This window comes from Pandoraea terrae (assembly GCF_902459695.1).
GTDB classification, from domain to species: domain Bacteria; phylum Pseudomonadota; class Gammaproteobacteria; order Burkholderiales; family Burkholderiaceae; genus Pandoraea; species Pandoraea terrae.
The window spans coordinates 36,993-60,779 of the sequence record NZ_CABPRZ010000024.1; the positions used below are offsets into that span (position 1 = coordinate 36,993).

18 protein-coding genes are annotated in these 23,787 nt (G+C 64.2%); 17 read left to right on the plus strand and 1 reads right to left on the minus strand.

The genetic code is table 11. The annotated features are described in order from the left end of the window. Window positions 1-12 precede the first annotated feature (12 nt). From gcvH to PTE30175_RS22020, 3 genes are all read left to right on the plus strand, one after another. Complete coding sequence (gene gcvH, locus PTE30175_RS22010) at window positions 13-396, plus strand: glycine cleavage system protein GcvH (RefSeq protein WP_150699206.1); 384 nt, start codon at window positions 13-15, stop codon at window positions 394-396. A gap of 98 nt (window positions 397-494) precedes the next feature. Beyond that, on the plus strand, window positions 495-3,422 hold the full coding sequence (gene gcvP, locus PTE30175_RS22015) for an aminomethyl-transferring glycine dehydrogenase (protein ID WP_150699207.1): 2,928 nt from the start codon (window positions 495-497) through the stop codon (window positions 3,420-3,422). A gap of 114 nt (window positions 3,423-3,536) precedes the next feature. Beyond that, window positions 3,537-4,928, plus strand: a complete 1,392-nt coding sequence (locus PTE30175_RS22020; protein WP_150699208.1) for an L-serine ammonia-lyase — start codon at window positions 3,537-3,539, stop codon at window positions 4,926-4,928. A gap of 53 nt (window positions 4,929-4,981) precedes the next feature. Here PTE30175_RS22020 and PTE30175_RS22025 read toward each other — a convergent pair whose 3' ends face one another. Beyond that, complete coding sequence (locus PTE30175_RS22025) at window positions 4,982-6,334, minus strand: Fic family protein (RefSeq protein WP_150699209.1); 1,353 nt, start codon at window positions 6,332-6,334, stop codon at window positions 4,982-4,984. 300 nt (window positions 6,335-6,634) lie between these two features. On the opposite strand from PTE30175_RS22025, the gene PTE30175_RS22030 reads away from it, so the two are divergent. The 14 genes from PTE30175_RS22030 (at window position 6,635) to PTE30175_RS22095 (ending at window position 23,754) form a co-directional block, all read left to right on the plus strand. Further along, a complete protein-coding gene (locus PTE30175_RS22030) occupies window positions 6,635-7,717 on the plus strand; it encodes a type IV toxin-antitoxin system AbiEi family antitoxin (RefSeq protein WP_150699210.1) in 1,083 nt (360 codons plus the stop codon). Further along, on the plus strand, window positions 7,705-8,574 hold the full coding sequence (locus PTE30175_RS22035) for a hypothetical protein (RefSeq protein WP_150699211.1): 870 nt from the start codon (window positions 7,705-7,707) through the stop codon (window positions 8,572-8,574). Before PTE30175_RS22030 ends, PTE30175_RS22035 begins: the two co-directional genes overlap by 13 nt. A 312-nt stretch (window positions 8,575-8,886) precedes the next feature. Continuing rightward, window positions 8,887-10,470, plus strand: coding sequence for a collagen-like triple helix repeat-containing protein (locus PTE30175_RS28830; RefSeq protein WP_150699212.1), 1,584 nt, complete (start codon window positions 8,887-8,889; stop codon window positions 10,468-10,470). Window positions 10,471-10,686: 216 nt separating this feature from the next. Continuing rightward, on the plus strand, window positions 10,687-12,201 hold the full coding sequence (gene amaB / locus PTE30175_RS22045; protein WP_150699213.1) for an L-piperidine-6-carboxylate dehydrogenase: 1,515 nt from the start codon (window positions 10,687-10,689) through the stop codon (window positions 12,199-12,201). A 152-nt stretch (window positions 12,202-12,353) separates the two neighbouring features. Then, window positions 12,354-13,427, plus strand: coding sequence for an ABC transporter ATP-binding protein (locus tag PTE30175_RS22050; protein WP_150699214.1), 1,074 nt, complete (start codon window positions 12,354-12,356; stop codon window positions 13,425-13,427). After that, on the plus strand, window positions 13,420-14,328 hold the full coding sequence (locus PTE30175_RS22055; RefSeq protein WP_150699215.1) for an ABC transporter permease: 909 nt from the start codon (window positions 13,420-13,422) through the stop codon (window positions 14,326-14,328). Before PTE30175_RS22050 ends, PTE30175_RS22055 begins: the two co-directional genes overlap by 8 nt. Window positions 14,329-14,341: 13 nt before the next feature. Next, the gene (locus PTE30175_RS22060) at window positions 14,342-15,136 is read left to right on the plus strand and encodes an ABC transporter permease (RefSeq protein WP_150699216.1); all 795 of its coding nucleotides are present in this window, start codon (window positions 14,342-14,344) and stop codon (window positions 15,134-15,136) included. Between the two features lie 52 nt (window positions 15,137-15,188). Further along, a complete protein-coding gene (locus PTE30175_RS22065; protein ID WP_150699217.1) occupies window positions 15,189-15,536 on the plus strand; it encodes a (2Fe-2S)-binding protein in 348 nt (115 codons plus the stop codon). Continuing rightward, the gene (locus PTE30175_RS22070) at window positions 15,533-16,945 is read left to right on the plus strand and encodes an FAD/NAD(P)-dependent oxidoreductase (RefSeq protein WP_150699218.1); all 1,413 of its coding nucleotides are present in this window, start codon (window positions 15,533-15,535) and stop codon (window positions 16,943-16,945) included. Before PTE30175_RS22065 ends, PTE30175_RS22070 begins: the two co-directional genes overlap by 4 nt. Further along, complete coding sequence (locus PTE30175_RS22075) at window positions 16,938-18,122, plus strand: NAD(P)/FAD-dependent oxidoreductase (RefSeq protein ID WP_150699219.1); 1,185 nt, start codon at window positions 16,938-16,940, stop codon at window positions 18,120-18,122. The genes PTE30175_RS22070 and PTE30175_RS22075 overlap by 8 nt, the downstream gene beginning before the upstream one ends. Then, window positions 18,119-19,165 (plus strand): ABC transporter substrate-binding protein, encoded by a 1,047-nt coding sequence (locus tag PTE30175_RS22080; protein WP_150699220.1) that lies wholly within the window; start codon window positions 18,119-18,121, stop codon window positions 19,163-19,165. The genes PTE30175_RS22075 and PTE30175_RS22080 overlap by 4 nt, the downstream gene beginning before the upstream one ends. Window positions 19,166-19,168: 3 nt before the next feature. Next, window positions 19,169-20,395, plus strand: coding sequence for an aminotransferase-like domain-containing protein (locus PTE30175_RS22085; protein ID WP_224788921.1), 1,227 nt, complete (start codon window positions 19,169-19,171; stop codon window positions 20,393-20,395). A 48-nt stretch (window positions 20,396-20,443) separates the two neighbouring features. Then, a complete protein-coding gene (locus PTE30175_RS22090) occupies window positions 20,444-22,153 on the plus strand; it encodes a thiamine pyrophosphate-binding protein (protein WP_150699221.1) in 1,710 nt (569 codons plus the stop codon). Window positions 22,154-22,341: 188 nt separating this feature from the next. Further along, a complete protein-coding gene (locus PTE30175_RS22095; protein WP_150699222.1) occupies window positions 22,342-23,754 on the plus strand; it encodes an alanine/glycine:cation symporter family protein in 1,413 nt (470 codons plus the stop codon). The last annotated feature ends 33 nt before the right edge of the window (window positions 23,755-23,787 follow it).

A 23,787-nucleotide genomic window follows, 5' to 3' on the forward strand; every position in this document is an offset into this window, starting at 1 on the left:
CCGGAGCGTCAAATGGCGAACACCCCTGATAACCTGAAATACGCCGAGTCCCATGAGTGGGCCCGCCTCGAGGCCGACGGCACCGTGACCGTCGGCATTACCGACCATGCGCAGGAAGCGCTCGGCGATGTCGTTTTCGTCGAATTGCCGGACGTCGGCCGTCAAGTGAAGGCTGCCGAAGCCGTGGCCGTCGTGGAATCGGTCAAGGCCGCGTCGGATATTTACGCCCCGGTCAGCGGCGAGATCCTCGAGACGAACCAGGAAGTGGCCGGCTCGCCCGAGCAGATCAACGCCGAGCCGTACGAAAACTGGCTGTTCCGCATCAAGCCGACGGATGTTGCCGAGCTCGACAAGCTGATGAGCGCCGACCAATACAACAGCGGCCCCGGCGCCTGAGCCTGACGGACGGCGCGCGCGTCGCGATCGTATTGCCGCGTCGCGCCGTCCCTGCAACCCCGTCGTCGCCTGCCGTGACCGAACGAGAGATCTGACCCATGAATGCCCTGACTGACCTGCACCCGCAACGCCGCACGCTCGCCGAGCTCGAGCAGCGCGACAACTTCTCCGCGCGCCACATCGGCCCGGACAGCCCTGAACAGCAGGCGATGCTGGCCGAACTCGGCTATGCCTCGCGCGCCGCGCTGATCGACGCCGTCGTGCCCGCCTCGATTCGCCGCGACGCCAGGCAATTCGCCGCCGCGCTGGGCGAATTCGCCGCACCGCAGACCGAGCCGCAGGCGCTGGCCAGCCTGCGTCGTCTCGCGGACGAAAACCAGGTCTTCAAGTCGTTCATCGGCCAGGGCTACTACAACACGTTCACGCCCGGCGTGATCCTGCGCAATGTCCTCGAAAACCCCGCGTGGTACACGGCCTACACGCCGTATCAGCCGGAAATCTCGCAGGGCCGTCTCGAAGCGCTGTTGAACTATCAGCAGATGGTCATCGACCTGACGGGCCTGGCCATCGCCAACGCGTCGATGCTCGACGAGGCAACGGCCGCCGCCGAGGCGATGACGCTCGTCAAGCGCACCGGCAAGTCGAAGTCGAACGTCTTCTTCGTGGCGGACGATGTCCTGCCGCAAACGATCGAAGTCGTGCAAACGCGCGCCAAGCCGCTTGGCATTGAAGTGAAGGTCGGTCCTGTCGACGCTGCCGCGCAGGCCGAGGCGTTCGGCGTGCTGGTCCAGTATCCGGGCGCGAACGGCGACGTGCGCGACTTCCGTGCGTTGGCAGACGCGATTCATGCGCAGGGCGGCATGCTGGTCGCCGCAGCCGATCTGCTCGCGCTGACAGTGCTGGCCCCGCCGGGCGAGTGGGGCGCAGACGTGGCGGTCGGCAACAGCCAGCGTTTCGGCGTGCCGATGGCGTTCGGCGGCCCGCACGCGGCGTATCTGGCCACGCGCGACGAACTGAAGCGCTCGATGCCGGGCCGTCTGGTTGGCGTGTCCGTCGATACCCACGGCAAGCCGGCGCTGCGTCTGGCGCTGCAAACGCGCGAGCAGCACATCCGCCGCGAGAAGGCCACGTCGAACATCTGTACCGCGCAGGCGCTGCTCGCCATCATGGCCAGCATGTACGCTGCGTATCACGGCCCGCAAGGCCTGCGCACGATCGCCGAGCGCACGCATCGCCTGACGACGGTACTCGCCTTCGGCCTCAAGCAGTTGGGCGTCACGGCGAAGAACGCCACGTGGTTCGACACCCTGACGATCCCGGCCCAGGGCCGCGCCGACGCGCTTCACGCCGCCGCCGGGAAGCGTCAGATGAACCTGCGCCGCATTGGCGCGGACGCGGTCGGCATCTCGCTCGACGAGACCAGCACGCGCGCCGACGTGGCCGCATTGTGGGCGGTCATCGCCGAAGGCCTTGGCTTGACGGCGGCACAGCCTGATTTCGACGTCGTCGAAGCGCAGACGGGCACCGGCTATCCCGGCGCGCTGGCGCGTCAAAGCGCGTACCTGACGCACCCTGTTTTCAACCGCTATCACTCCGAACACGAGATGCTGCGCTATCTGCGCAGCCTGTCGGACAAGGATCTGGCGCTCGACCGCACGATGATCCCGCTGGGTTCGTGCACGATGAAGCTCAATGCAACGTCCGAGATGCTGCCGGTCACCTGGCCCGAGTTCGGCCAGTTGCACCCGTTCACGCCGGCGTCGCAGACCGCCGGTTACCGCGAGATGATCGATCAGCTTGAGAAGATGCTGGTCGCAGCCACGGGCTACGCGGCTGTCTCGCTGCAGCCGAACGCCGGCTCGCAGGGCGAGTACGCGGGCTTGCTGATCATCCAGGCCTATCACGCCTCGCGCGGCGAAGCGCATCGCGACATCTGCCTGATCCCGGCCTCGGCCCACGGCACCAACCCGGCCTCGGCGCAGATGGCCGGCATGCAGGTGGTGGTGGTCGCGTGCGACGCCAACGGCAACGTCGACATCCCTGATCTGAAGGCGAAGGCCGAACAGCATCGTGACCGTCTGGCGGCGATCATGATGACGTACCCCTCGACGCACGGCGTGTTCGAAGCGGGCGCACGCGAGATTTGCGAGATCGTTCATGCGAACGGCGGCCAGGTATATGTCGACGGTGCGAACATGAACGCGATGGTCGGCCTGTGCGCGCCGGGCGAGTTCGGCGGCGACGTGTCGCACCTGAACCTTCACAAGACGTTCTGCATTCCGCACGGCGGCGGCGGCCCGGGCGTCGGTCCGGTGGCGGTCGGCGCGCATCTGGCGAAATTCCTGCCGAATCAGCATTCGACCGGCTACCAACGCGACGCTGCCGGCATCGGCGCCGTCTCGGCCGCGCCGTACGGTTCGGCTGCGATCCTGCCGATTTCGTGGATGTATATCGCGATGATGGGCGCGTCGGGTCTTACCGCCGCGACGGAGACGGCCATCCTCAATGCCAACTATCTGGCGAAGAAACTTGCGCCGCATTACCCGGTGCTTTACAGCGGTCCGGGCGGGCTGGTGGCGCACGAGTGCATTCTCGATCTGCGTCCGTTGAAGGAAACGAGCGGCATTTCGGTGGATGACGTGGCCAAGCGCCTGATGGACTTCGGCTTCCACGCACCGACGATGAGCTTCCCGGTGCCGGGCACGCTGATGGTCGAGCCGACGGAATCCGAGTCGAAAGCCGAGCTGGATCGCTTTATCGAGGCGATGGTCACGATTCGCGATGAAATCCGCGCCGTCGAGGAAGGCCGCGCGGACCGCGAGGACAACCCGTTGAAGCATGCGCCGCACACGGCGGAAGCGGTCATGGCCGACGAATGGGCGCACGCCTATCCGCGCGGCCAGGCGGCGTACCCGGTGAAGGCATTGCGCGAGCGCAAGTACTGGCCGCCGGTGGGTCGGGCGGACAACGTCTACGGCGACAGGAACCTGTTCTGCGCCTGCGTGCCGATGAGCGACTACGAATAACGTCGCGGTCGATCGAAATTGATCGAATGAAGTGCACGGGGGCCGGCGAACAACGCTGGCCCCTTTTTGTCTTACCGTCATATTCATGACGTTTTAGCGTTTTCAGGAATTCACATGGCCGTCTCAGTATTTGACCTGTTCAAGATCGGCATCGGGCCGTCGAGTTCGCACACCGTCGGCCCGATGCGGGCGGCGCTGCTGTTTGCGCAGGGCCTGGATCGCGACGGGCTGTTGCCGCAGGTGGCGAGTCTGCGCGCCGAACTGTATGGATCGCTCGGCGCGACGGGCAAGGGCCACGGCACCGACAAGGGTGTGCTGCTGGGGTTGATGGGCGAAGCGCCCGACACGGTCGATCCGGCGGGCATCGCCGGGCGGCTGGCGCAATTGCGCAAGGACAAGGTGCTGCATGTGCTCGGCAAGCACGCCGTGCCGTTCATCGAGAAGGAAAGCATCGTGTTCTACCGCCGCGAGGCGATGGCCGAGCACCCGAACGGCATGAAATTTCATGCGTTCGATGCCGAGGGCAATACACTGCGCGAAGGGCGCTATCTGTCGGTCGGCGGCGGTTTCGTCGTTACGGCAGGCGCCAGCAATGCCCAGGTGCTGGCAGCGCACGACCAGTTGCCGTATCCGTTCCGCACAGGCAAGGAAATGCTGGAGATGTGCCGCGAGAGCGACAAGAGCATTGCGCAGTTGATGTGGGACAACGAGCGTGTTTGGCGCAGCGAGGACGAGATTCGCAGCGGTCTGTTGCGAATCTGGGATGTGATGCAGTCGTGCGTGACGCGTGGCTGCGGCATCGGCAACACGGATGCCGACGGCGAATTGCCGGGGCCGCTGCATGTGCGGCGTCGGGCGCCGGAGTTGTACCGCCAGTTGACGCAGCGTGCGGAGCGCACCTTGTCCGATCCGTTGTCGGTGATGGATTGGGTGAATCTGTACGCGATCGCGGTCAATGAAGAAAACGCGGCGGGCGGGCGTGTGGTAACGGCACCGACCAACGGCGCAGCCGGCATCATCCCGTCGGTGCTGCATTACTACGAGCGCTTCGTGCATGGCGCGAACGATCAGGGCGTGATCGATTTCCTGCTGACGGCGGGCGCGATCGGCATTCTGTACAAGCTCAATGCGTCGATTTCAGGTGCGGAAGTGGGCTGTCAGGGCGAAGTGGGCGTGGCGTGCTCGATGGCGGCCGGGGCGTTGGCCGCAGTGATGGGCGGCACGGTCGATCAGGTCGAGAATGCGGCGGAAATCGGCATGGAACACAATCTGGGCCTGACGTGCGATCCGGTGGGCGGGCTTGTGCAGATTCCGTGTATCGAACGTAATGCGATGGCGTCGGTGAAGGCGGTCAATGCGGCGCGTATGGCATTGCGCGGCGACGGCACCCACTACGTGTCGCTCGACTCCGTGATCAAGACCATGCGCGAAACCGGCGCCGATATGAAGACGAAATACAAGGAGACGGCGCGCGGCGGTTTGGCGGTGAATATCGTGGAGTGTTGAAGGCGAGCAGCTATGGGAATGCGCGCGCGTCGACCGTAGATGCCTGTGAGGGGTCACCGGGCCGTCTGTTGCGCTTGCCAGCGCGCCAACTGCGCCGGACGAAGCCCGTAACGTGCCAGCACGCCTTCGTGTAATCGACGGAGTTCGTCGATCACGAGCCCTCGAACGTCGGTGCGGGCAGACGCTTCGACGGACGCCAGGCCCCGGTCGATGACGTCGAGCGGGTCTTCGTCGACGGTCACGACCACGTCGTGGACCATCTGCCGGATGACATCCCGATGAACGAGCCGGAGCGGATCGGGCTCGGTCAGGTCCCGTTTGATGTCGAGATATTCCTTCGTCGAACGTTCATAGGCCCAGCGATAGACATCGCGCAACAATTCGATGCGCGTCATTTCGTAGACGCCGAGCGTTGCCCGGGTGTACGCGGGCGCCGGTACGTCGAGAAATGTGAGCGGGCAAAGATTTGCGCGAATCAATGGCAGATTTGCCAGCAGCCGCGAGGTGCGTTTGTTGACGTCAGCAAACGGCTGCAGGTAAGGCAGGTGCACCATGATGAAGAACGATTGCTCGAACGGGTCATGAATCTGATTCGCCTTCGCCAGCATGATGTCCAGCAGTTCGCCTAATTGATGGGCGTTCGCCAGCGGGCGAAATACGCTTTGGCCGATGCCGACAGCATGTTTGCGCAAACTGCCTTCATCCGCCGAATCGGGCAGCAGGTTTTCGGCCAGCGCGCTGTGAAGGTTCATGACAGTGAAGCGATCGAATCCGGCCGTATCGGCGTGATCCACCAAAAGCTCGATAGCGCTCTTGTGGTTCAGGATCATCTGCGTTTCGATGACGGCTTTGCCGGCCGCCGCGCGGCCGTGCTCCAGCAGCTCGCGAGTGTCGAGCCGTGTGTACGTGTTGCCTTCGAGATGGCTGGATGCCCAGGACAGGTCGATCATCAACCTGCTCAGGATGGCGCGTCCGTAAGTGCCAGCGGGCAGCCCCGTCTGCCCGGTTTGCCCCATGTTCCGCAGTTGGCGACGTAATGATTCGGAGAGGTACCAGGTTTGGTTCGGTTGATACGCGTCCAGGAAATCCCGTTGATAGCCGACTGGCTGGCGTGCTTGCACCGGCTGGTCGACATAGGCGAGGATGTCGCGGCTGTCGGCAGAGAGCGGCAAATACCCTGGAAACGTGTCTGCGACAGCGCTGGGGGGATGCGCGAACACCACCGCACGATACCGGCGGGCGCGCCCTTCGCCAAGCGCGGCAAGCTGGCCTTCGGCGACCCAATCATGGAGCCGGCGCTGTGCGGTACGCCGCGAGACGTCAGGATGGCGCACCAGCAGTTCGGCGAGCGTGAGCCCGTCCGGGACGGAGTACACAGAGTTCAACAACAGGTTGGTGGATGGCATGGACGGTTGGCGCGATTTCGGTAGGGGTTGGCGCGATTCTGGCGCGATTTTTTGATTCGCGCCACAATTTGGCGCGATTTTGTAAGAATTTCGGAAATCGCGCCATGTGTGCAGTGGATTGACCCGTTGTCGGCATCGAGTCCTACGTCATTCCCCTGGCTGAGCAGATTGTCGTATTACAGATACGACAGTCGAGTTGGGCCAATTTTCACCAGAGAAATCCGTTTCAGCAAACGCTGAAAGCGCTGGTTTCAGTGAAAGGTGCCTTGACATTTTCACTAAAAATGATATTTTCAACAAATGCTGAAACCCCATCATTTGATGAAAGACATAGAGAGCCAAGCAACGCAGGTGCTTCGCTTGTTGTTGGGGGAAGTGCCTGCAATCAAGCTGTTGGACATTGAGCGCGAGGCATCCGGACCCGACGAAGGCGTGGATATCGTGGCGCATATCGACGTGTCTGGCAGGCGTCACGCGCTGATTTGCGAAGTGAAGTCCAGTGGCCAGCCGCGCCATGCCCGGATGGCCTTGCTCCAACTGCGCAATTACATGGTTCATTACGCGCAAGATGCCACGCCCGTTTTCATCGCCCCTTATCTGTCTCCTGAAGCTCAAGCGCTATGCCGTGAGCAAGATGTGGGCTTTCTCGACCTCGAAGGCAATGCGCGCCTGATCTTCGACAGCGTCTTTATCGACCGCCAAGTCGCCAGCAAACCCGCTGTCGATCGGCGTGAACTCAGGTCGCTCTTCAAACCTAAATCCGCGCAGGTGTTGCGCGTGATGCTTCGCAATCCCCGCCGGGCGTGGCGCGTCACAGATCTTGCGCAGGCTGCCGCCGTCAGCCTTGGTCACGTTAGCAACGTCCGTGTCGGCCTGCTCGATCGGGAGTGGGCGCAAGTGTCCGAAGAAGGTCTGTTTTTATCCGAGCCCGATGCGCTGCTGGACAAATGGCGCGACGCCTACGAGCCACCCGTTGGAAAGCGCCTCGCCTTCTATACAACCCTGCACGGCAGCGCGTTTGAGGAAGCGGCGCGGCGAGTACTGCGCTCGGATGGCGAGGCCAGCCCAGCGGCGTTTGCATCCTTCTCGGCGGCGCATTGGCTCGCTCCGTATGGCCGGACAGGTACACAGTATTTCTACGCGGACGAGCCAGGTCTCGAACGACTGCAGTCAGCATTGAAGCTGTCGGCAATTTCCAAAGGCGAAAACGTGGTGGTAACCCTGCTCAAGGATTCCGGCTTGTTGCGCGACACGGACGAACCGGCGCCTGGAGCAATCTGCACAAGCCCGGTCCAAACCTATCTTGATCTTGCCAATGCCGGCGAACGCGGGCGAGAGGCTGCAGATCATCTACGACGAGGAAGGCTGATATGGCCGGAATGACTCCGGGCGAGCCACAGTCCGCTGGCGACTACGACGACCGCACGACAACTGCCGTTAAAGCGGTGCTGATAGAAATCGGCCAGATTCTCGGGAGCTTCAAGGGCAAATTCGCCATCGTTGGCGGTGCTGTACCGTGGCTGCTGCTTGGCAACGAGGATATGCCACACGTCGGCACGCTCGACGTCGACCTTGGCCTGGACGCGGAAGCTTTGGGTGATGGCGAATACGCCACGTTGATCGAAGCGCTACAGGGGCATGGTTATCAGCAACGTCGAGAGCGTCGACGCTTTCAGCTCGTTCGCCAGGTTCCCACCGAAGATGGAGGCACGCCGATTGACATCATTGTCGATTTCCTGATGCCCCGCGACGCCGAAATCGTCAAGAACGTGCCACCGCTGATCAGTGACTTTGCGGTGCAAAGAGCGGACGGTGCCGATCTGGCCCTTCGCTTTTACCAATTGGTGGCTATCAGCGGTCCGATGCCCGTTGGGGGTATGAACCGCGTCGAGATCGCAGTTTGTTCGATTCCGGCCCTTTTGGCTATGAAGGGACACGCGATTGAGGGGCGCTACAAACAGAAGGACGCCTACGACATCTACGACTGCATCCGGAACTATCCCGGTGGTCCAGAGGTGCTCGCCGAGGAATGTCGGCCGCTGCTCGATCATGCTAGCGGCGCGGCGGGCTACGGTTTCATTGCTGGCAAGTTCGATATCGCTGACGGTTTCGGGCCGACATGTGTGCGCCGTTTCGTCGAAGAAACGAATGTCCTCGGAGACCGCAGCCCAGAACAATGGCAGCAAGACGCCTTCGGGCAGGTCGATGCTTGGCTGCGGGCACTTGGCTTGAGGGGATGAGTGCCGTCACGACAACAGCAGTGATTCGCAAACTGACAATCCAGCGCTTTTGGGACTGGAGAAGTTCGACTGGCACCCCCGCGCGACCTCGAGCTCGGACTGACGACCAGTCAGCGGCTTTCGATTATCAGCTGGCCACCTCTTTTTATTTTGTCGCGTAACTTCTGTTTTCGTGCGCCTATCTCGCGCAAACCGGGCGTTTCCCAACCGCAGCACGAAGTTCTTCCCTGAGAATTGCAGGTTTCAACGGTTCTGCAATCGCGGACACGTGGCGCCCCGCCGCTGTCGGACGGTTCGGGAGGGGGCAGGGCAATGCGCAGAAAACAAAGGGGCGTCTTCTTGGTCGGCGCCGCGATCGCCGTCGCTGTCGTCGGTATGCTGATCACATTCTGGGGCGCGCAACAGGCGCGACATATGCGGATCGAGAAGGGGGCGGTGGTCGGGGAGGCACTGAAGGTGCTTGGAAGGCACGTACAGGGTTTCGTGGTTCAGCATCACGGGGACATCAAGAAGCTCTTCTTAAGTAATCCGGGAACACGGATCAGCATGGGTGGACTGGAAATGTCCGCCAAAACGACGGATTTGGGCAAGACCATTGCCGGCCTGACGGCGGAGAGCGTTATCCGTGTGATGGGCGCGAAGGGCATCGGCGCATCGCCTCCATTGGCCGGAGCGCAATATCAGATTTACGTCTACTCCGACAACTGTGCGGACGATAATTCCAAGTGCGATATCAACTCGGTGACGTATCTCTCAGCCCCCATACGAAGTACCTACGCCGCAGAACCCGATTTCGTTGCTTCGGGCGTGGCAGTCAAGAAGATCGGCGCTCTCGGCGGCATTTCGCACAAGGATGAAAAAAACGGGGTCTATTTCCGATTCCGCGACGGAAACGGCATCGTACCCATCAAGGTTCCCAGCCCGGATCCCGAGGTTGGACTTATCGCCGTGCGCGGCGGCAACCAGATAAGCGTTCAGGACGTTTTCATGAGGCGCGATGGTACGCGACCGATGTTGGGAAATCTGAACATGGAGGAACGGAAAGGGAAGCACCACAACATTGCCGGTGCTGGCGATATTACAGGGATCGGAACGCTCTCGATGAAGCAATTGTCAGCAAGTCAGCGCGTGATAGCGGGCTATACCGGGGACGATTCGGTGCCACCAAAATATGGCAGTGCCAGTATCGTTGCGAAAGGTTTGATTGCGGGCCGCGACATCAAGGTAGAGGAGCGCCTTACCACCAAGAACTTGACGGTGACGGGAACGGTCAAGAAAACACTGACAACCGAGAGCATCAACGCCGAAGGCACCATCCATGCCAAGAAAGGGCCCGGCACAAGCGCAGGAGGAAATCTGGAGGCAGACGGCAATATCAAGGCGGACGGCAATATCTCGTCGCGAGGCACGGTCACCATCGGCAGCGGCCAACTTCACATGGGAAAGCAATTTTCCCCAGGTTCATGGTGTACCGGACACAGTATCGGGCTCAGTTTCGAGGGCTTGCTAATGGCATGCCAGAACAACCAATGGAGAGTGGCTGAAGGACAGCGCGGAGAGACAGGAGAGCGTGGAGCGCAGGGTGCGCGTGGAGAGAGGGGGGCGCCTGGGGAGAAGGGTGACCGCGGTGACCGCGGTCCTATGGGACCACGTGCGGAGGTGAAGGTGGCGCGAACTTACACTTGGTATAGAAACGATTGCAACCCGGGTTCAGCGGGCGAGGTCTATAACCTCGGCCGTTGGGACTACTGCGACACCGTTCAATCGATGCGTGCGTGTGCGCTCCCCAATCAAGACCGCAGAGTGTGGCGGGAAGATAATGGTGAGTGGACATTCAGGATAAAGCAGGTATCCGGTGTCGCGTACTGCCAGAACTTCGAGTACGAAATCGAGTGACCGCATGTCTGCTTTTCGATCGATGGGCGTCGGGCGTCATGTCCGACCCCATCCCCCTTCCATTCCCAAACCGCACAACCTCCTTCCCATAAGTCGTTTGCCCGCGTATTTTTGAGGGGTTAAAGTCCGATCCAATCGTGGTAGACCGCCTGCCTGAACCGCTTCCTGGCATGCGGGAATGCGTGGATACCGGACTGAACAGCCTCAAGGAGACGTATGACCCCCGCCGAACTCCTGCGCGCCCTGGGCGTTGCAATCGATGACTTTGCCGGCAGCGACCTGCCGGTGCGTTCCCCGCGCGATGGCGCCCGTCTCGCCGCCCTGCGCGCCGACACGCAAGCGGAAGTCGCCCGGAAGATCGACACCGCCCACGCCGCGTTCCTGAAATGGCGCACCGTGCCCGCCCCCGTGCGCGGCGAACTGGTCCGCGTTTTCGGTGAAATCCTGCGCGAGAACAAGTCGGCCCTCGGCCAGCTTGTCACCCTCGAAGCCGGCAAGATCACCTCGGAAGGCCTCGGCGAAGTCCAGGAAATGATCGACATCTGCGATTTCGCGGTCGGTCTGTCCCGCCAGCTTTACGGCCTGACGATCGCCTCCGAGCGCCCCGGCCATCGCATGATGGAAACGTGGCACCCGCTCGGCGTCGTCGGGGTCATCTCGGCGTTCAACTTCCCGGTCGCCGTGTGGGCCTGGAACAGCGCTTTGGCGTTCGTCTGCGGCGACGCCGTGGTCTGGAAGCCGTCGGAAAAGACCCCGCTGACCGCGCTCGCCTGCGATGCCCTGCTGCACAAGGCCTTTGAGCGTTTCGAACAGAAGCACCCGGGCGTGCTGCCGGCCGGTCTTTCGCAAGTCCTGCTCGGCGGCCGTGAAATCGGCGACATCCTGGCCGGCTCGCCGCGTGTGCCGCTCGTCTCGGCCACCGGCTCGACCCGCATGGGCCGCGAAGTCGCCCAGCGCGTGGCCGGACGCCTCGGCCGCAGCATTCTCGAACTCGGCGGCAACAACGCCATGATCGTTGCTCCGTCCGCCGATCCCGACCTGGCTGTGCGCGCCATCACGTTCGCCGCCGTCGGCACCGCCGGCCAGCGCTGCACCTCGCTGCGCCGCCTGATCGTCCACACGTCGCTGGCGGACGCCATCGTCGAGCGCCTCAAGAAAATCTACGCCACCGTCAAGGTCGGCGATCCGATGGAAACCGGCACGCTCGTCGGCCCGCTGATCGACCACAACGCGTTCGAACAAATGCAAGCCGCCCTGGCCCGGGCCCGTGCCGAAGGCGGCGACGTTTTCGGCGGCGATCGCGTGACCGGCATCGGCGGCGAACAGGCGTACTACGTGCGCCCAGCGCTGGTACGCATGCCGTCGCAAACCGACGTCATGAAGCACGAGACCTTCGCCCCGATCCTGTACGTGTTGACATACGACGATTACGACACTGCGCTTGACCTGCACAACGACGTGCCGCAAGGCCTGTCGTCGGCCGTCTTCACGAACGACATGCGCGAAGCCGAGCGCTTCCTGTCGCCGGCCGGCAGCGATTGCGGCATAGCCAACGTCAATATCGGCACCAGCGGCGCGGAAATCGGCGGCGCCTTCGGTGGTGAAAAGGAAACCGGCGGCGGCCGCGAATCGGGCTCAGACGCATGGAAGGCCTACATGCGCCGCGCCACCAACACCATCAACTACAGCACGCAACTGCCGCTCGCGCAGGGTGTGCAGTTCGACATCTGAGCCGGTACTGCGAGCGTTAGCACGCCAATGAGCGCCGCTGCGGCCGGTTCCGCCGGCACGCGGCGTTTCCTGTTGAAACACCCGTCCGGGTGCGGCCCCGCGCCGTGCCGGACTGCGTGCACCCTCGCCTCAGAAGAATACCGAGAACGACCATGTCATTTCTAGTCCTGGATAACCTGACCAAGCGCTACGGCGAGTTCGTGGCCGCCGACAGCGTGAGCCTGTCGATCGAAAAAGGCGAGTTCGTGTCGCTGCTCGGCCCGTCGGGCTGTGGCAAGACCACCACGCTGATGATGATCGCCGGCTTCATCGATGCCACCGCCGGGCGAATTACCCTCGATGGGCAGGACCTCACCCACGTCAAACCGAACCGCCGCGGTCTCGGCATGGTGTTCCAGAGCTACGCGCTGTTCCCACACATGACGGTCGCCGACAACGTGGCGTTCGGGCTGGAAATGCGCAAGGTGCCGAAGGCCGATCGCGGCAAACGCGTCGCCCGCGCACTCGAACTGGTCCATCTCGAAAAACATGCCGGCCGTTTCCCGCGTGAATTGTCGGGCGGTCAGCGTCAGCGCGTTGCGCTCGCCCGCGCGCTCGTCATCGAGCCGCCAGTGTTGCTGCTCGACGAACCGATGTCCAACCTCGACGCCAAGCTGCGCGAGGAAATGCAGTTCGAACTGCGCGCGATCCAGCGTGAAGTGGGCACCACGACGATCATGGTCACGCACGATCAGTCCGAAGCGCTGTCGATCAGCGACCGCGTCGTGGTCATGGAGGCCGGGCGCGTGACGCAGGTCGACGTGCCGTATCGTGCCTACGAACACCCCGAGACCAGCTTTGTTTCGCGCTTCATCGGCAAGGCGAACCTGTTGCCGGCCACCGTGTCGTCGGTCGGCAATGACAGCATCGAACTCGACGTGGCCGGCCGCCGCCTGGCGATCGGGCGCAATGCCAGCGCCGTGCAGGCGGGCGACGGCGTGACGCTGTGCATCCGCCCGGAAAAAATGCGCCTGTGCGCGCCGTCAGACGGGCATCTGCCGGCCCGCGTCTCGAGCCGCTTCTTCCTCGGCAGCCAGTGGCTGTACCGCGTGGACAGCGCGTTCGGCGAATTGCTCGTCTGCACGCAGAATGAAGGTAACGAACCCGTCGCCGAAGGGGCCGATGTCGGCTTGTCATGGCATGGCGACGCCGTGCGCATGGTCGATCGTGGGGTGTGCCATGGCTGAGTTGTCGACGCCCGCACCGGTCCCGTCCGCCGCGCCGTCCGGCCGCACGCCGTGGCACGCGTTCATCCCCCCATGGCTGCTGTGCACGCCGGCGTTCGTGCTGTTCGCGCTGCTGGTGATCGTGCCGCTCGTGATGACGCTTGTCCTCACGTTCTACCGCTTCGATCCGGCCACCGGCCCTATCGCGGCGTTCCAGTTGGGCAATTATGCCGAGGTGTTGACGGACGGCTACTACCAGACCATCTTCCTGCGCACGCTGTGGATCGCTGCACTGACCACGTTGCTGTGCATGGTGATCGGCGGCCCTGAAGCGTACATCCTGTACCGCATGCGCGAGCCGTGGCGTTCGGTGTTCCTGCTTGTGATCCTCGCGCCGCTGCTGGTCTCCGTCGTCGTGCGCGCGTTCGGCTGGTCGATGCTGCTGGGTGCCGACGGTCTCGTCAACAAAGCCTTGATACTGTTCCGCCTCGGTCCGTACAAGATCCTGTACACGCAGGTCGCGATCGTCATCGCGCTCGTGCATGTGATGCTGCCGTTCATGGTGATTCCCGTCTGGACCGCGCTGCAAAAGCTCGATCCGCAAGTGGAGAACGCTGCGTTGTCGCTGATGGCCTCCCCCGCCACCACGCTGCGCCGCATCGTGCTGCCGCAGGTGCTGCCGGGCGTGTTGTCGGGCAGCCTGATGGTCTTCGCGCTGTCGGCGAGCGCCTTCGCCATCCCGGGGCTGCTCGGCGGCCGCCGCCTGAAGGTCGTGCCGACCGCCGTGTACGACGAATTCCTCGGTTCGCTGAACTGGCCGCTCGGCGCGACCATCGCGCTGATCCTGCTGGCCGCGAATCTGCTGATCATGTTGACGTATCAACGCCTGCTGGAGCGCAAGTACTCCAGGGCGATGGGTTGAGGAGACGACCGTCATGCAACGCAACGGCGCCATTTCCCTGACGTTCCACAGCCTCGTCATCCTCTTCATGCTGGCCCCGCTCGCCATTGTGATGGCGGTGGCGTTCACGCCCGACGACACCCTCACGCTGCCGGTGAACGGCCTGTCGCTGCGCTGGTTCCGGGCGATCCTCGACTACCCGGACTTCATCACGGCGTTCGGCAACAGCCTGAAGCTGGCCTTCGCGTCGGCCACGCTGTCGCTGGCCGTGGCATTGCCCGCCGGTCTGGCGATCGGCCGCGAGCGCTTCCCGGGGCGCGATTTCCTCAACGCGCTGTTCCTCTCGCCGCTGCTGATTCCGAACCTCGTGCTCGGCATCGCGTTCCTGCGTTTTTTCGCCTTGCTCGGCGTGACGGGTTCGTTCACCTGGCTCATCGTCGCGCACGTGATCGTCATTACACCGTATGTGATGCGTCTGGTGCTGGCCGCCGTCGCAGGCATGGACCGCAGCGCCGAGCAGGCCGCCTACGGCCTGGGGGCGTCGCGCTTCACGGTGTTTCGCCGCGTGACCCTGCCGATGATCCTGCCGGGCATCACGGGCGGCTGGCTGCTCGCGTTCATCAACAGCTTCGACGAACTGACGATGTCCGTTTTCGTGACCTCGCCGCAGACCGTGACGCTGCCCGTGCGCATGTACATGTATGCGACCGAGTCGATCGATCCGATGATGGCGTCGATCTCGGCCGTCGTGATCCTGATCACCGCCGGCGCCATGTTCCTGCTCGACCGGATCTATGGCCTCGACAAGATCCTGATCGGCAACCATTGAGCCGCCCCGAAGCGCACTGCAACGTCCACCACGCTCCCACGACCTCTCGATCATGTTCGATGACAAAACGAACCCGGCGTCTGCGACGAATTTGTCGTCAGGCGCCGGACAATGGCTGCGTCTGACGGAAACCGGCCGCACGCCGATCCGGCTTGAAATCGACGGCGTGATCGTCGAAGCCATGACCGGCGACACGCTGCTCACGGCGATTTTGCTGCATCGCAAAAGCGTGCGCCGCACGGAGTTCACGGGCGCACCGCGCGCGGGCTTCTGTCTGATGGGCGCATGCCAGGACTGCTGGGTCCGCACGGTCGATGGACAAGCCTTGCGCGCATGCTCGACGCCGGCCTCGGACGGCATGCGTATTCGCACCGCGCCGCGTGCGGAGGGCGCACGATGAGCGACGCCGCCCGCATCGTCATCGTTGGCGCCGGACCCGCCGGCGTACGCGCCGCCGAGACGCTGGCGGCCGCCGGCCGCCGCCCGATCGTGCTCGACGAGGGCGCGCGCTGGGGCGGGCAGATTTATCGCCAGCCGCCGGTCAATTTCGTGCGCTCGAAGCGAACGCTTTATGGTTTCGAGGCGAGCCGCGCCGACAGCATCCATACGACGATGGCGGCATTGCTGCCGCACGTCGATTATTGGCCGGACACGCTGGTGTGGGATTGCGTCGGCCGCCAACTGGAAACCCTGCGCAGGGGCCGCGTGGAATCGGTGCCGTTCTCGCACCTGATCCTGGCGACCGGCGCGACCGACCGCATCCTCCCCTTCCCGGGATGGACGCTACCGGGCGTCTACACCCTTGGCGCCGCGCAGATCGCGCTCAAGGCGCAGGGTTGCGCCGTCGGCCGCCGCGTGGTGCTGGCCGGGACCGGGCCGTTGCTGTATCTCGTCGCATATCAGTACGCGAAGGCCGGCGCCAGGGTCACGGCCGTGCTCGATACCACCCCGTTCGTGCGGCAGATGCAGGCGTCGCCGCGGCTGATGTCGCAACCGGCTGTGTTCGCCAAGGGGCTCTATTACACGGCGTGGCTGCGCACCCATGGTGTGCCGGTTCATCGCGGCGTGACGCTGCTTGGCGCGGATGGCGATGAATGCGTTACGGCCATGCGCTGGTCCGAAAACGGCCGGGCGCGCTCGATCGCATGCGACGCGGTGGCCACGGGCTTCGGACTGCGTTCGGAAACGCAAATCGCCGATCTGGCGGGGTGCAAGTTCGTGTTCGACACGCTGAATCGCCAATGGCTGCCCGAGCGTGACGCCATGGGCCGCGCGTCCGTGGGCGGCATCTATCTCGCGGGTGACGGCGCAGGCATTGCCGGCGCCGACGCCGCCGAACTGGCGGGCCGCCGCGCCGCCCTCGCGCTGATCGATGACCTGGGCCAGATTGGCAAAGTGCCGGATGCGCGGCGTCAGGTACGTCAGCTGCAAAGCAAGCTGGACGGCATCGCTCGCTTTCGCGGCGGTCTCGAGGCGGCGTTCGCCATGCCGGAGGACGCCCCGTCGCGCTGGCCGGATGACATGGTGCTGTGCCGCTGCGAGGAAATTACGGTCGGGACGGTGCGCGAGATCGTGCGCTGCGGCGCGGCGACAGAGATCAATCGCGTGAAGGCGCTCACGCGCGTCGGCATGGGCCGTTGCCAGGGCCGCATGTGCGGACTGGCGCTGGCCGAGTTGCTGGCGGCGGAAACGTCGCAACCCATTGCGGCGATCGGCCGTCTGCGCGGCCAGGCGCCGATCAAGCCGGTGCCGTTATCGATTGCTGCGGATTATCCGGCGGCGATCTCCGAGGAGGCGCGCGATGAATAACGTCATCCACGCCACGAATATCGAGCGCGTCGAGGCGGACGTCTGTATTGTCGGCGGCGGCTTCATGGGTGCAGCCACGGCGCGCGCGCTCGCCAAGCGCGGACAGCGGGTCGTCTTGCTGGAAAAGGGCTATTGTGGCGCCCAGGCCAGCGGCGTCAATTACGGCGGCGTGCGCCGGCAGGGCCGCCCCGTCTCGCAACTGCCGCTGTCGCAACGCGCGTACGAAACGTGGAAACGCTTGCCCGAGACGATCGGCACCGACGGCGAATTGCTGATTTCCGGGCATTTGCGTCTGGCGCGCAGTGAGGCCGACCTCGCCGCGCTGCATGCCTATGCGGAACAGGCCAATCCCTACGGACTCGATCTGCGCGTGCTTGAAGGGCCGTCGTTCCGCAAACGTTACCCGTGGCTCGGCGTGCGCGCACTCGGTGGTTCGATGTGCCCCGGCGACGGCCATGCGAACCCGCGGCTGGTCTCCCCCGCCTTTGCGCGTGCCGCGCGTGCTGCCGGCGCGGACGTGCGCGATCTCACGCCGGTGTGCGAGACATCGCACGACGGGCGGCGCTTCCTGACGGTCGCCCACGGTCCGAACGGCCCCGTCGAAGTCACGTCCGCATGGCTCATCAACACGGCGGGCGCGTGGGGCAATCAACTGGCGGGCCGCTATGGCGACGCGATTCCCATGAAGTCCATCTACCCGAATCTGTGGGTGACGGAGCCGTTGCCGTTCTTCATCGAACATAACCTCGGCGTCTACGGCGGCGGCATCTACGCGCGGCAAGTGGCGCGCGGCAACGTCGTGATCGGCGGCGGCCGCGGTGTCGGCGACGGCGAACACGCCCGCCCCCTGTCCGCCACGACACGCGCGGTGATGACCGAAGCGATCCGCCTGCTTCCCGCGTTGCGCGATGCGCTCGTGATCCGCAGCTGGAGCGGCGTGGAGGGCGAAACGCCGGACGATAACCCGGTGATCGCGCCCTCGCGCACCACCGCGAACCTTTTGCACGCCTTCGGGTTTTCCGGCGGCGGCTTTCAACTGGCGCCCGGTGTCGGCGAAGTCCTTGCCGACCTCGTGCTTGACGGCGCCACGGCAACACCGATCGGGGCCTTTTCTCTCGATCGCTTCGACGCGGCGCACCGCGCTTCTCAAGACAACGCTACAGGAGCCACATCATGAAATTGAAGCAAATCACCGCCTGCGCCGCGCTTGCGGCGGCCGGTCTCATGGCCGGTCAGGCCCACGCCGACGCAAAGACGATCTATATCGGCATGAACGGCGGCGCGATGGAGAAGGTCTACACGTCGAAAATCCTGCCGGATTTCGAAAAGGCCACGGGCGTGAAGGTGGTGGTGGTGCCGGGGACGTCGTCGGACATTTTCGCCAAGCTGCAGGCGACCAAGGGCAAGCCCCAGATGCACGTGGTGTTCCTGGACGACGGCGTGATGGTGCGCGCGGTCGGCATGGGCCTGTGCCAGAAGCTGGAAGACTCGCCGGCGCTCAAGCAACTGTACCCGGTCGCGCACATCAAGGACGATATGGCCGCCGGCGTCGAGCTGGCGTGGACGGGGCTCGCTTACAACAAGAAGATGTTCGACGAGAAGGGCTGGGCGCCGCCGACCTCGTGGATGGACCTGTCCGATCCGAAGTACAAGGGAAAGGTCGTGTTCCAGTCGGCTTCGTCGAGCACGTTCGGCCTGCATGGCTTCCTGATGATCAACAAGCTGCTCGGCGGCACCGAGAAGAACGTGGAGCCCGGCTTCACCAAGTGGCAGAGCACGGTGGGCAAGAATGTGCTCGAGTACATCCCGAACTCGGCCAAGATTTCGGAAATGGTGCAAACGAATGAAGCGGCCGTATTCCCGCTGACGCAGACGGGCGTGGCGAACCTGAAGGAGAAGGGCATTCCGGTCGAGTATGCCAATCCGAAGGAAGGTCCGGTGCTGCTGATGGTCGGCATGTGCGTGGTCGCGAACAACGACAACCCGCAAGCCGCGCAGAAGCTCGCGCAGTTCCTGCTCACGCCTGAAGCGCAAGTGAAGGCGGCCGAATTCGGCAAGCAGGTGCCGACGAACCGCACGGTCAAGCTGCCGGCGGAAATGCAGGCGAAGGTCGGCAACGTCGATGAGCTGCTCAAGAAGATCAACGTCGTCGATTGGGACGCGATCAACGCGAACCGCCCGCAATGGGACGCCCGCTGGAACCGTACGGTCGAGCGTTGATCGATGATGCAAGCCGTTGCCGATTTTCCGTTCACGGCCCCGTTCGCCGCGCCGCAAGGCTCGGCGATTCGCGAGCTGTTCAAGCACCTTGCCACGCCGGGCATGATCTCGTTCGCGGGCGGCTACCCGTCACCCGACTTGTTTGACCGCGACGGCCTCGCCGCCGCGGCGGCCGAGGCCTGGCAGGGCGCCGCCGGCGAATGCCTGCAATACGGTCCCACGGAAGGGCTGCCGGCGCTGCGCGAGGCATTGGCCGCGCGCATGCGCGCGCACGGTGCGCAGGCCGATCCGGCGCAGGTGCTCGTGACCACCGGATCGCAGCAGGCGTTCGATCTGCTGGTGCGCGTGCTGGTGGCGCCGGGCGACACGGTGGTCGTGGAGCGTCCGACGTACTCGGCCGCATTGCAGGCGCTGCGCCTGGCGCAGGCGAACGTGTTGTCGGTCGGCATGGACGGCGACGGCCTCGATGTCGAGGCGTTGGCTTCCCTGCTTGCGGCGCAACCGGCCGAGCGTCGTCCGAAGCTGATCTACACCGTGCCGACGTTTGCGAATCCCTCGGGGGCGACGCTGACGCTGGCGCGCCGCCGCCGGCTGCTCGAGATTGTCGCCGAGTACGGTGTGCTGCTGGTCGAGGACGACCCTTACGGCGAACTGCGCTTCTCGGGTGAGCCGGTGCCGACGTTGGCGGCACTCGCAAAGGGCGTGCCGGGCGCCGAGCCTTGGGTCGTCTATCTGGGCAGCCTGTCGAAGGTGCTCGCGCCGGGGCTGCGGCTGGGCTGGATGCATGGCGCGGCGCCGCTGCTGCGCCGTTGTGTGATCGCGAAGCAGACCGTCGATCTCTGCACGCCGCCGTGGTTGCAGGCGGTGGCCGCCAGCTACCTCCGCCAGGGCCGGCTCGATGCGCAGATCGTCCGCATTGCCGACGCGTACCGTGCACGCGCGACCACATTGTGCACGGCATTGCGCGCTCGGCTGGGCGGACGCTTCGACTTCACTGAGCCGCAGGGCGGCATGTTCGTGTGGGGGCGTTGGCGTGACGGAACGGACGCAACGGCGCTGCTGAATACGGCCATTGAAGAAAAAGTGATGTATGTGCCCGGCGCGCCGTTCTTTTCGGAGCAGTCCGATCGCGCCGCCTTGCGCCTCTGTTTTACGATGTCCACACCGGTCGAGATTGAGACAGGCGTGGGGCGTTTGGCGCAGGCCGCGGCGAGACACGCTGCGGCATAAGGTGGGCGTTGGCCAATGCCGGCCGGATGCGGGAGAGAGGAAATGACGATGTCGGGTTCGCATGACACTGCAGTTCATCCGGCCGCGGCGGCCGCATTGCCGGAAAGCACCGGGGCGCGTTTGCTGGTCGATGCCTTGCTGGCGCAGGGCGTTGACCGCATGTTTTGCGTTCCCGGCGAGAGCTACCTCGCTGTGTTGGATGCCCTTTACGACGTGCGTGAGCGCATCGAGCTGATCACCTGCCGCCACGAGGCTGCGGCGGCGAACATGGCGGAGGCCACCGGCAAATTGACCGGGCGGCCGGGGGTGGCGATCGTCACGCGCGGACCGGGCGCCACGCACGCCTCGATCGGCGTGCACACGGCCTTTCAGGATTCGACGCCGATGGTCCTGCTGATCGGGCAAGTCGGGCGCGGCATGCTCGATCGCGAGGCGTTTCAGGAAATCGACTACCGCCGCATGTTCGGCCAGATGGCGAAGTGGGTGGCGCAGATCGACGATCCGCGCCGCATGGGCGAATACGTGTCGCATGCCTTCCATATCGCGAGCGCAGGGCGGCCCGGCCCGGTCGTGCTGGCGTTGCCGGAAGATGTGCTGAGCGAGGCTTGCGCGGCCATGCCGCCGCCGCCGCATCATCGCCGGGTCGCGGCGTCTGCGTCCCCCGCGCAGATGGCCGAGCTGGCAGCACTGCTCGACACCGCAAAGCGGCCTGTGGCAATCCTGGGCGGCAGCGGCTGGACGCCGCAGGCGTGCGCCGACTTCCGCACTTTCGCCGAGCGATGGGCGCTCCCGGTAGCGTGCGCGTTCCGTTACCAGGACTTGTTCGACAACACGCACCCGCAATACGCGGGTGATGTGGGCCTGGGCATCAATCCGGCGCTGGCCAGGCGTATCGAGGCGGCCGATCTCGTGCTGGCCATCGGCCCGCGCCTGGGCGAAGCCACGACGAGCCAATACACCTTGTTCGACATTCCGAGACCGCGTCAGACGCTGGTCCACGTGCACAGCGGTGCGGAGGAACTCGGCCGGGTGTACGCCGCCGATCTGCCGATCAACGCCGGGATGCCGGAGATCGCCGGGGCGCTGGCGACACTTGCGGAGCCTGCAGCGCGTCCGGTCTGGGCGGAGGACACCGCGCTTGCACACGCGGCGTACGTCGAATGGAACACGCCGGGCGCAATGCCCGGGCCGTTGCAACTGGGCGAGGTGATGAAGCAGATGCAGGCGCATTTGCGGCCCGATGCGATTCTCACCAACGGCGCGGGCAATTATGCGATCTGGCTGCATCGATACTTCCAGTACCGGCATTTCAAATCGCAGTTGGCCCCGACCTCGGGGGCCATGGGATACGGTGTGCCGGCGGCGCTTGCTGCAAAAGCGGCGGACCGAAAACGCACGGTCGTGGCGCTGGCGGGCGACGGCTGCTTCCTGATGAGCGGTAACGAACTCGCCACGGCCATGCAGCATGATCTCGCGATCATCGTGCTGGTCATCAACAACGGCCAGTTCGGCACGATCCGCATGCATCAGGAGAAGCACTACCCGGCGCGTGTGCATGGCACCGGGCTCACCAACCCGGACTTTGCCGCCTATGCCCGCAGCTTCGGCGCATTTGGCGAGGTGGTCGAGACCACCGAGGCGTTCCTGCCCGCGTTACAACGCGCGCAGGCATCGGGTTTGCCGGCGGTACTCGAACTGCGTGTCACCCCAGAAGCGCTGACGCCGGCGTTGACCTTGAGCGCATTGCGACGCGCGTAACCGGTTAGCCGTACGCGTTTCGGCGCGTGAAGGCTTTCGTTTTGACGCCGTCATGTTCTCTTTTGGTCGACGTCTTATTGGGAAATATCTTGAAAATCGGCGCGGGCGTATGCAAACGCACGGCTTTGCGCGAAGCTCCTTGGTTCGGGTCCCGATGAACGGGAACTTGAACAACAAGGAGACGACGGATGGAGCAATGGATAGCCGGGTTGGTCGATGCCCTCGGCGGCGTGTTGTCGGGTTACGTGTTGACGGTGATTTTGCTGGGGGTCGGCGTCTGGTTGACGGTCATTTTTGGCGGCGTGCAGCTCCGCGCGTTGCTGCATAGCATCGGCTTGTTGAAAGCCGCTGGCGGCACGACCGGCATCTCGCCGTTTCAGGCGTTTGCGACGGGCTTGGCGAGCCGCGTGGGCACCGGCAATATCGCGGGCGTCGCCGTGGCGCTCACGGCCGGCGGCCCGGGCGCGATCTTCTGGATGTGGATGACGGCGCTCGTGGGCATGGCGTCGGCTTTCGTGGAATCCACGCTGGCGCAGATCTTCAAGGTGCCGCATGGCGACAAGACCTTTCGCGGCGGCCCGGCGTATTACATCGAAATCGGCCTTGGGTCCCGTCGCTTCGGCGTAATTTTCGCGATTGCGCTGCTGTTTACGTTCGGCGTCGCGCTCAACTCGGTCCAGTCGCATTCGATTGCGGAAGCGTTGGAGGTCTCGTTTGGCTGGTCGAAGGTCTGGGTCGGCATCTGGCTGGTGTTGTTGACCGCACCGATCATTTTCGGCGGTGTGCGCCGGGTGGCGCGCGTGGCGCAGTGGCTCGTGCCCGTCATGTCGGTGTTGTACATCGGCCTGTCGCTATACGTCGTCGCGATCAACATCGCCGAAGTGCCGGCGATGCTCATGCTGATTTTGCGGCACGCGTTCGGTCTCGAGCAGGCGGTGGGCGGGGTCGCCGGATTTGCCGTGAGCCAGGCGGTGATGATGGGCGTGCGGCGTGGACTGTTCTCGAACGAGGCCGGCATGGGCAGTGCACCGAACGCGGCGGCGGTGGCGACAACAAAGCACCCGGTGCAGCAGGGGCTGCTGCAGATGCTCGGCGTGTTCTTCGACACGCTGGTCGTGTGTTCTGCCACGGCGGCGCTGATTCTGCTGTCGGGCGAATATCAGATCGGCGGAGCGATTCAGGGGTCGGTGCTCACACAGCGCGCGATGGCGGCGCACGTGGGTGAATGGAGCGTTGTATTCATGGGGGTGGCGGTGTTCGTGCTGGCCTACTCCAGCGTGCTCGGCAACTACGCCTATGCGGAAGTCAATCTCGACTACCTGACCAAACGTCCGTGGGCGGGCACCGCGTTTCGGGCGTTGGTACTGGTTTCCGTCATGTTGGGGGCAGTCGCGAGCTTGCCGCTGGTCTGGAGTTTCGCCGACCTTGGCACGGCACTGATGGCCATGATCAATCTGGTGGCGATCGTGATGTTGTCCAGATTCGCGGTGGCCGCCTGGCGGGACTACCGGGCGCAACGGGCCGCGGGTGTCTTGGCGCCGGTGTTCTCGCGGGAATCGATTCCCGAGTTGAAGGACAAATTGCCGAAAGGCGTCTGGTGAGCCGCGTTCGGTGATGCATTACGGCGGATGATG